Genomic DNA, 9,263 nt, shown 5'->3' with positions numbered 1-9,263 from the left:
CTGCCTCACTGCCAAAGTCCAGCACGCTCATCTGCGTCTGGTCCTGGTAGAGGTCTTGGTAAACACCGCGTAGATGGCGGTAGATAGGGCCCAGGTCACCGGGGGTGTAGAGCCCATGGCGGCTGATCGCGTCGGCAATATCACTCTGGATGCGAAACGGTCCATCCAGGAAGTTGCTCAGCCGGTTGCTGGAGGCCCCCATCAGCGCATCCAGGATGCGGCTGCTGGTCTTGTCCATCAGCTGTGCGGTGGTCTCCTGCTGTGTCACCGCCAGCAAAGCCACGGTGCCGGCCAGGATCAGTCCAAACGGCACCGTGATGGCGACACGCAGGGAGGGGCGGAAGATGCGCATCTAGGCCTCCTAAGGTAGGGTGGGCGGGTGGCGGAACGTGGCTGCCGTCAGCGGAAACACCGGTAGCGGCAGGCTGAGGCGTACGCACAGGCCCTGTGGCACCCGATTTAACGCCACTGCGTTGCCGCCGTGGCGCAGGGTGATTTCTTGCACGATGGCCAGGCCCAAACCGCAGCCGCCGGGTAGCTCGCTGGCGCGCCAGAAGCGCTCGAACACCCGGGGCACATCGGCCTCTTGCAGGCCGGGGCCATTGTCTTCCACTTCCACCACCGCAAAACCTTGCAGGCGCTGCACGCGCAGGGTCACGGTGGCACCCCGGCCCGCGTAGTGCAGGGCGTTGTCGATCAGGTTGCTGATGGCTTCGCGCAACAGCAGCTTTTCGCCCTGGGTGACCAGGCCGTCTTCGCCCTCGTAGCCCAGGTCGATGCCGGCGGTGATGGCGCGTGGTGTCCATTCGCGGGCCACTTCGCGGGCCAGCGCGGCCATGTCCAACGGCTGGGGTGTGATGTCGGCCTCGGTCCGGGCCAGCGACAGCAACTGGTGCACCAGGTGGGCACTGCGCAAGGCCCCGGCGTGTACCTTGGTGAGCCGCTCTTGCAGGGCCTGCGGGTCGTGTTCGATTTTGGCCAGTTCCGTCAAGGCCAGCTCGGTCTGGCTGATCAGGCCGGCCAGCGGGGTGCGCAACTGGTGGGCGGCATCGTTGATGAAGCGCTTTTCCTGGCCCAGGCTGCGCCGCACGGCGGCCAGCATCTGGTTTACGGCTTCGGCCAGCGAATGCACTTCCTGCGGGGCCTGGGTCAGCTCGATAGGCAGCAGGGTGGTGACGCTGCGGTGGGCCCGGTCGCCCAACAGGGCCTCCAGGCGCTTCAGGGGCTGCAGGCCGCGGCCTACGCCGATGTACACCACGGTGCCGATCAAGGTGCCCAGCAGCACCAGCGGCACCAGCATGTCGGCCACCAGCTCGCGGGCAATGCGCTGCTGTACGGCCAGGCTTTTGGCCACCTGCACGCGCAGGCGCTGGGGGGCGTCGGCATCGCCGTAGTTGACTTCCAGCAAGGCCACGCGCACCGGTTTTTTGTCCAGCAGGGTTTCGTAAATCAACGGTTCTCCGGGCTCCACACGAACATCCAGCAGCGGGTCGGGCAGCTTGCTGTTGCCCAGCACAAACTGGCCGGGCGGCGACGACACCATGTAGCTGACGCGATCGGTCGGGTCTTCTTCGAGGATGTCGCGGGCGGCCCGCGGAAAGTCCACCAGCAGGCCCGAGCCCATGGGCTTGACCTGGCGCGCCAGCGAGCGCACCGACTGGGTAAGTGACTGGTCGATGCCTTTTTCGGCGTAGTTCAGTGCGATGCGGTAGGCCAGCAGCCCGCCCACCAGCCACAGCAGGAGTTGCGGCAGCAGCAGCCACAGTAGCAACTGGCGTTTCAAAGACAGGCCAGGGGCTTTGTCTTTTTGCAGGCCCGGCGGGAGGCCTGGCAAGCTCATGTGGGTCTCATGGCGTGGTGGTTTCCAGCATGTAGCCCAGGCCACGCACGTTGCGGATGCTCAGGCCCGAGTCGGCCAGCTTGCGGCGTAGGCGGTGCACGTAGACCTCCAGCGCGTTGGAGCTGGTGTTGGTGTTGTCACTGGTGTCGCTGGGGTCGGCTTTCCAGGCGCTCAGCACGTCTTCGCGGCCGACCACCTGGCCCGCGTTTGTCACCAACAGCGACAGCAGCGCCCATTCGCGGTGGGTCAGCTCCAGCGGCTCGTCGCCCAGCCAGGCCAGCGGCTGCGTGGCATCCAGCCGCAGGCGGCCTGCAGGCAGCTCCAGCGATCCGCCAAAGGCCGGCAGGCGTGAGCGGCGCAGCATGGCGACCAGGCGGGCTTGCAGCTCGGCCATGTTGAACGGCTTGGTTAAATAATCGTCGGCTCCGGCGTTCAGGCCTTCTATACGGTCTTCTACGCCGTCGCGCGCAGTCAAGATCAGCACCGGCAGGGCCAGCAGGCGTTTGCGTATCCAGCGCAGCAGGGCCATGCCGTCTACCAGGGGCAAACCCAGGTCTAGCACCACGCCGTCAAAGCGGGTGGATTCCAGCAGCTCCTGGGCCAGTGCGCCGTTGGCTGCGGTGGTGGTTTGGTGCCCCACTTGCCCCAATTGGGCCGCCAGGCCGTCGCGCAGTAAATCGTCGTCTTCAACTATGAGTAGATGGGCCATAGGCAGAGCATACGATGAACTTGGTACACCCCCAGGCTCCAGCGCGTGGGGCTTTCCGACACGCAGGGGGCAACAGCGGCGGCCTGGCGGAGCCAGTTCCGCGCTGTTCTGGGTGGGGGTGGTTTTTCATTTACCGTGTTTTGCTACATAAATAGTAGCTTCTTGTGCAGGTGAAATATGCGCTGGAAGGCTAAAACGTATGTTGCATTCCTAAGGCCAGTGCACGCACGTGTGCGCCGAGCGCGCCTGGGTTGGTGGCGGTGTCGGCGGACACCAGGGGGAAGACGGCGGTGGCGCTGTTGTTGACCTGGCCGTAGCTGGTGTACAGCGTGGTGCGCCGCGACAGCGGGTAGGTGTAGCCCAGGCCCAGCACCTGCGCGGTCTGGGCGGTGCCGCTGGCGGTGTTCAGGCGCATTTGCAAGGCGCTGACCGCCAGCGTGCCTTCGCCGATTCGGGCGCTGACCCCCAGCGAAAGCTGCTTCCCATCGGTGTTGGCCACGGTGGGCTGGCGGATCTGCAGATAGCCCGCGCTGATGCCGTACCGCCCCCAGTCGTAGCGCGTTCCTAGCACCACATCCCTGCGCGTACCGGTCGCCCCGGTAAAGGCGGCGGGCGATCCGGCAACGGTGGGCAGGCTGATTTGCTGGTAGGCCGTGGTGAGCAGCCAGCCCTCCAGTGTGTATTTGCCCGATACGGCCAGCATTTGGTTGGCCTTGCGCGGCGGGGCGGACGGGCCGCCGCCGCTTTCAGAACCCAGGCTGGCCATGCCACGCAGCATGAAACCCCGGACCACCGGCGAGGCATAAAACAAGGCGTTGCTGGCACGCCCAAAGCGTTCGGAGCCAGTGCCCGCCAGGGCCAGGCTTTGCTGCAAATTGCCATACAGCATCAGGCCCTGCACGTCACCGTCCAGGGCGGCCCAATACACCGGGGTGTAGTCGCGCCCGGCGGTCAGACTGCCCCAGGTGCCGCCCAAGCCCACGGTGGAGCGGCGGTTGAACAGCCCGGTGGCGGGTATGCCGCCCGGTGCGGCCGGTGTGGCCGTTGCAGGATTGCCAACGTAGGTTTTGCCGGCCCCGGTATCGGCATCGAACCCGGCCTCTAGCCGGAACAGCGCGTGCAAACCGCCGTCCAATGCTTCGTTGCCCGCCACGCCAAACACCGACGAACGCAAGACACCGGAGGCTACCGACACGCTGTTGCCCAATCCCGGCGCCCCCGTGTGGCTGGTGACCACGGCCAGATCGATCGAGCCGTACAAGCGGTTGCCGGGCACCGACTGTGCCAGCCCCAAGGCCGGTAGGCCGAACCCGACAGCCAGACAAAAAACAGTGCGGTTCACCATCGGCGGCCCCCTGAAAAGCGCTTTGTGGAAGATCACGTTAACATCTTTACTATGAAATAAGTAGCTGCCCCTGCTGATCCATTCAGCGCCAGAAGCCTATTTGGTACTTAAAAAATTCCGCTACCTTTAGAGAGTGAAAACCCATGAAATTTGCTGCCGTATTGTTTGACTGCGATGGTGTGCTGGTCGATTCCGAGCCCCTGACCATCGGCGTGCTGCGCGACATGCTGGCCGAGAGCGGCTGGGCCATGACCCTGGCCGAATGCATGCGCTTGTTCGTAGGGAAAACCGTGATGGACGAAGCGCCCGCCATCGAGGCCCACACCGGCAAGCCACTCACCGATGCCTGGATGCTGGAGTTCCGCACCCGGCGCAACCATGCTTTGGAAACGCGACTGCAGCCGATTCCCGGTATCCACGCCGCAGTGCACGCGGTGCACACCGCCTATGCGGGCCGCATCGCCTGTGCGTCGGGGGCCGACCGCATCAAGATCGAGCTGCAACTGGAGAAAGTCGGCCTGGCCGAATACTTCAAGGGCCTCGTTTTCAGCGGCCATGAAATGCCCCGCACCAAACCCTGGCCCGACGTGTACCTGGCGGCCGCCGCCGCTTTGAACGTAGACCCCGCCCGCTGTGCCGTGGTGGAAGACACCACCACCGGCGTGCGCGCGGGCGTGGCCGCAGGGGCCACCGTGTTCGGCTACGCGCCCGCCACTTCGGGCCATGTGGATGCCCAGGCGTTGATGGATGCGGGGGCGTTTTGCACGTTTACCAGCATGGACCAGTTGGCGGGGTTGCTGGTTTAGGGCGTGAAGGTGGGCAGGCCTAGCTGGGACAGCACGGCATTGCCGGCGGTGCCGTTCAGGCGGACGACTTTGGAGGTGGTCAGGCGGTCTTTGTAGCCCCGGTACACCTGTCCCCCGCGCTCTACAAAAACCCGTTCGTAAGACAGGTTGGAAAATGCTGCGGGCAAGCTGCTGAAAGTCATTACACGGGCATCGCCAAGGGTGGTAATGGTGTAGGTGCCTGTTCCTACCGCCGTGCAGTTGCGGGTGGAGCCGTCGATGGAACGCTGCAAGCAGGTGTAGAAGGTGGCGGCATTGCTGCTGCCTCCGGCAAAAGAGACCCGCAGCGGTGTGTTACCGGTGTAGTAGCTTGTAGCTGTTGTGCTGGTGCCTAAGGGCGCATTTCCGATAGTGCCCATGGAGGCGGATGTGTTGCCCCAGCCCATATCGGTTGGCACGCTGTTAAAGGTTTGTCCATTCACTCCGGTGATGCTTCGTACGCCAAAAATACAAGGGGTACCTGTACTGCGGGCGATCATGGTTTCCAAAGTCACCGCCTGAGTGGCGTTGAACGACCGCGAAGTATTACAGGCCACAGCGCTGTTGGTGACTGCATTGCCGCCTGCCGCCACGTCGGCATCACCCACCGTCACGATGGCGCTGGTTTGCACGTCGTACCCCAGCGCCGTTGCCGTCGTCGTTTGGCTTTGTACCAGCAACTTGGAATCGGCGGGGAAGGTGGCAGTACCCACGCTGGCAGTTACCGTGCCGGTGAACCAGGTGGGTGCTTCGCCCCAGTTGCTGCCGTTGGTGCGGGTGGCCTGGATCAGCGTAAACACGTTGGCCATGGGCTGGCTTTCGATGCTGGTCGTTATGCGCTGGGTGCTACCCTTTTCGTAGCCGTCACAGTAGTTGTAGGTGGATCGGCCCAGCGCATCGCGCACGGTGCTGGTGTTGGGGACGCTCGTCGAACAGCCTACCCATGCGCTACCGTTCCAGTGCAGGTCGCCCGCACGCGAGGAGTCACTGTTAACCACCCACTCGGTATCCACACCCGCCACTCTTTGGTGCCGGATGGCCCGGTAACGCACTAACCCATTGGAATCCGGCGTATTTTCTGCAGCGGTAGAGGTAAAGATGCGGGTGTACCAGTTGTTGGCATCCCCCGCGTTCACCCAGTCCAGCGAAAAACTGGCGACCGGCGTGGTGGTCTCGGCAACGACCGGGGCCGCTGCCAAGGTTATTGCCGCAGCGACTGTGGTCGGTGTCAGGCCTGCATCGGCCACCACGGTGGCGACCGCGGCGGCAATGGCTGTTTTACACGCGTCCGAGGTTTTGACAGCGCACGCTGTCACTACCGTGCTGTCCGCCCCGGCCAGCACTGCTGCCGCCAGCAGGTTGGTGGCGTTGGCTGCAATGGCTTTTTGCACGTCTGCCGCACTGCCCAGCGCAACGGTTTGGCTCTGGATGGCTGCCACCAGCACCCTTGCGGCGTTGGCAGCAGCGGGGTCTGCGCTGACGCTAGCCACATAGTTGGCCAAGGGCGAGCTGGTCAGACCTGTCTGTGACTGTACGGCGGCGGCGGCATCGGCTGCGCTCAGGCCCAAACTGCTCACCAATTGCTGCACCACGGTGGTCAGCGGACTGATGACGGGGTTGGCGACAGGTGCCGTCAGGCTGTACTTGGTGACGATAGGGGTGTTGGGGCTGTCTTCGTCAATGGCTCCCGCGGGCACTTCGGCTACCACGGGGTATTTACCTAGATCTGCAGTCGGCACCGCAAACGTGACCACTCCGCCTGCGGTGCTGGTGCCAAACGGCTCGCCCGCATCGCACACGCCGTTGCTGTTCGTGTCCAAACACACTTTGGCCCCTACGATGGGGCCGTCTATCACGGTAACTGACAGGTTGCTGGTCGCAACGACCGGCGGGCCACTGGCGACGGGGCTGTCGCCGCCGTCTCCACCGCAGGCAGCAAGGACTGCAATCATGGCCCCTGACAGGGCCCATTTCATATGCGTTTTCATCGTGGATCCTTTGGGTTAAGGGCGTGTATGCTTTTGTAAAAATTCAGTCTCGGCCAGCCAAAGGGCCGCCACAATAGTGCAATTGCACTACGGGCATGCACTTCTTATGGATGACCTTCGTGACCCGCCGGTAGACTTCAATACGCTGTTGTTAAGGCTTTACCGCTTGGCGCAGGAACTACCCATTCAGTATTTCCAGGACGCGGTGCTGGCGCAGATCAAGCAGGTTTTGCCGTTTGACTCGTCGGTGTGGGGCACGGCCACCGCGACTAGCCGGGGTATCGACATCCACACCGTGCACCTGCATCAGACATCCAGGGAGATGCTGTTGGCCTATGAGCCGTTGAAGCACCTCGACAGCGCCGCCGCAACGGTGTTTGACAAGCGCCACGTTACCCGGGTATTTCATACCGATAGCTGGTTTGACGGTCCCGAGACCCGCGCTCTGCGGGATTTTTTGCACCGGTTTGGACATGAAAACATTTTCGTTGCCGCCGATAGCAACCCCCGTACCCGTTTTGTCCATTGGGTCAGCCTGTTTCGTGCCGATAAGGAGGCGCATTGCACTGAAGAAGAGCGCTTGCTGCTAGCCCAATTGACACCCCATGTGATGCAGGCTCTGGCATTCAATCGGGTGGTGCACCTTGGCCATTTGGAGGCCGCAGACAAGGCGCTGTCCCCGCATGGCTGCGCCATTGCGGACATGCGCGGGGTGGTGTACCACTCTGACCCCCAGTTCAATGCCCTGGTGCTGGCGGAGTGGAGCGACTGGACGGGCCAGGCGCTTCCAGCACCGCTTATGGAAACCGCGTTGCTAGGAGTGGATCGTTTTATGGGGCGTGGCGTGGTGTTACGGGTGTACGTTGAGCACGGCCTGCTGTTCCTGAAAGCCCGCGCGCGTTGCCTGGCAGACCAGCTCAATGTGCGAGAGTGGACCATCGCCCGGCGCATCGCCAAGGGCGAAAGCCACAAGGAAATCGCCCAGGCCCTGAACCGTTCGCCCGCCACCGTGCGCAACCAAATCCAGGCGATTTACGAAAAACTGGAGGTCGGCAGCATTGCCCGGCTCATTGAGGCGCTGCGCTGGGCCGAGTAAACGAAGGCACCGGGCACGGCTTATCCCACAAAAGGGGGATGCCGAAAAGGCTGGCAAGCCTATGCTGGCGAGGAGAGGGACCACTCCAGGTCTCTCCTCCTACAGCAGGCAAGCCCATGGCACATTGGCAGGTTTTGGTGGTCGAAGACGATGCGCAGACGCGTGCATTCTTTGCCGCCAGCGTGTCCGGTTGTGCGCCGCTGGTACTGGCCGCGGCGGTGGGCACGCATGCCGAAGCGGTGGCTTGGCTGCAGCAGCCAGGGCATGTGGTCGATGTGCTGCTGGTCGATCTGGGTCTGCCCGATGGCAGCGGGCTGGACATCATCCGGCGCGCCGTGCGCCTGAACCCAAACTGCGAGCCGTTGGTGATCTCGATGTTTGGCGACGAAGACAATGTCCTGGCCAGCATCGAGGCCGGGGCGCTGGGCTACATCCACAAGGACGCGGCCCCCGACGACATTGCGCAGGTGGTGCTGGACATGCTGGCCGGGGCCTCACCCATTTCGCCCATGATTGCGCGGCGTGTGTTGTCCAAGTACCGCACATCGGCGCTACACAGTCTGGAAGTGCCAGAGAAGCTGCCGGTGCGGGTGGTCACGGTGGCGCTGGAGTCGCCACGCCTGTCGCCGCGCGAGACCGAGGTGTTGTCGCTGATCGCGCGCGGATTCTCGTACGCCGAAATCGCCAGGCTGCACACCGTGAGCATCCACACGGTGCAAACCCAGATCAAGAGCCTGTACAGCAAGCTGGCGGTTAACTCCAAGACCGAAGCCGTCTTTGAAGCAACCCGCATGGGCTTGCTGCACAGCTGATGTGGCGCTGGCTATGGCTGTGCGTCAGGCTGTGCTGCGGGCTGTGGTTGGGCAGTGCCGCGGCCCAGCCACGGCCCGCGGGACTGCTGGAACTGCGCACCGCGCAGGCCCGCATTACCGTGGACGGCCAGACCACGCAGGGCCCAGTGCGGTTGCCCTACATCTGGGACCGCCGCCAGCCGGGGCACGCGGGCACGGCCCAGTTCGACATGGTGTTTGCGCTGGCGGGCCCGAGCGACACCCCGTACGGCGTGTATTTTTTGCGGCTGGGCAATACCTACGAGGTCTGGCTCAACGGTGGCTTGCTGCAGCGCCGGGGCGACCTGCAAGGCCTGGACGATGCCGACTACGCCAAGGTCCCGCGCTACATCAGCATTCCGGCGGCCTTGCTGCAAAAAGACAATCTGCTGCGCGTCCTGGTGCATGCCCACGTGGGGCGGCGCGGCGGCATGGCTGCGGTGGTGGTGGGGCCCGAGAACGCGGTGATGGCGCGCTACCAGCAAGAGGCCGAGCGGGTGGACCTGGGTTTTCGCCTGCTGGCGTTCTGGGGGTTGTTCATGGTCATTATGGCCAGCCTGCTGTGGTGGACGCAGACCGAGCCTTCGGCCACCCGGCCCGGAGCGGTGGAGCGCGACCGCTTGTACCTGTA

Annotated in this window: 7 protein-coding genes and 2 pseudogenes; 4 read left to right on the top strand and 5 right to left on the bottom strand. The window is 63.8% G+C overall.

Annotated elements, in window-relative coordinates; genetic code table 11:
* The 4 genes and pseudogenes from ABI213_RS19535 to ABI213_RS19520 all read right to left on the bottom strand — a co-directional run.
* Nucleotides 1-352 (bottom strand): annotated as a pseudogene (locus tag ABI213_RS19535) (sensor domain-containing phosphodiesterase); the annotation flags it as partial.
* A 9-nt stretch (nt 353-361) separates the two neighbouring features.
* On the bottom strand, nt 362-1,840 hold the full coding sequence (locus ABI213_RS19530; RefSeq protein ID WP_348028335.1) for a sensor histidine kinase: 1,479 nt from the start codon (nt 1,838-1,840) through the stop codon (nt 362-364).
* A gap of 7 nt (nt 1,841-1,847) precedes the next feature.
* A complete protein-coding gene (locus tag ABI213_RS19525) occupies nt 1,848-2,549 on the bottom strand; it encodes a response regulator (protein WP_348028333.1) in 702 nt (233 codons plus the stop codon).
* A gap of 190 nt (nt 2,550-2,739) precedes the next feature.
* Nucleotides 2,740-3,894, bottom strand: coding sequence for a porin (locus tag ABI213_RS19520; RefSeq protein ID WP_348005437.1), 1,155 nt, complete (start codon nt 3,892-3,894; stop codon nt 2,740-2,742).
* A gap of 143 nt (nt 3,895-4,037) precedes the next feature.
* Here ABI213_RS19520 and ABI213_RS19515 point away from each other — a divergent pair, with 143 nt between their 5' ends.
* Nucleotides 4,038-4,700, top strand: a complete 663-nt coding sequence (locus ABI213_RS19515) for an HAD family phosphatase (protein WP_348028331.1) — start codon at nt 4,038-4,040, stop codon at nt 4,698-4,700.
* Here ABI213_RS19515 and ABI213_RS19510 read toward each other — a convergent pair.
* Complete coding sequence (locus ABI213_RS19510) at nt 4,697-6,706, bottom strand: hypothetical protein (protein ID WP_348028329.1); 2,010 nt, start codon at nt 6,704-6,706, stop codon at nt 4,697-4,699. The two genes, ABI213_RS19515 and ABI213_RS19510, sit on opposite strands and share 4 nt — an antisense overlap.
* Before the next feature lie 106 nt (nt 6,707-6,812).
* Here ABI213_RS19510 and ABI213_RS19505 point away from each other — a divergent pair, with 106 nt between their 5' ends.
* From ABI213_RS19505 to ABI213_RS19495, 3 genes and pseudogenes are all read left to right on the top strand, one after another.
* Nucleotides 6,813-7,802, top strand: a complete 990-nt coding sequence (locus ABI213_RS19505) for a LuxR C-terminal-related transcriptional regulator (RefSeq protein ID WP_348028327.1) — start codon at nt 6,813-6,815, stop codon at nt 7,800-7,802.
* Nucleotides 7,803-7,918: 116 nt separating this feature from the next.
* Nucleotides 7,919-8,614 carry a response regulator transcription factor gene (locus ABI213_RS19500; protein WP_348028325.1) on the top strand — a complete coding sequence of 232 codons (696 nt, stop codon included), beginning with the start codon at nt 7,919-7,921 and terminating at the stop codon, nt 8,612-8,614.
* A pseudogene (locus ABI213_RS19495) lies at nt 8,614-9,263 on the top strand (histidine kinase); the annotation flags it as partial. The gene ABI213_RS19500 and the pseudogene ABI213_RS19495, both read left to right, overlap by 1 nt.

The sequence above is a fragment of the Rhodoferax sp. genome (assembly GCF_039922535.1).
In the GTDB taxonomy this organism is placed as follows: Bacteria; Pseudomonadota; Gammaproteobacteria; order Burkholderiales; family Burkholderiaceae_C; genus Rhodoferax_B.
The sequence above is the reverse complement of the archived record's forward strand: the minus strand, read 5'-3'. Positions and strand labels throughout refer to the sequence as shown.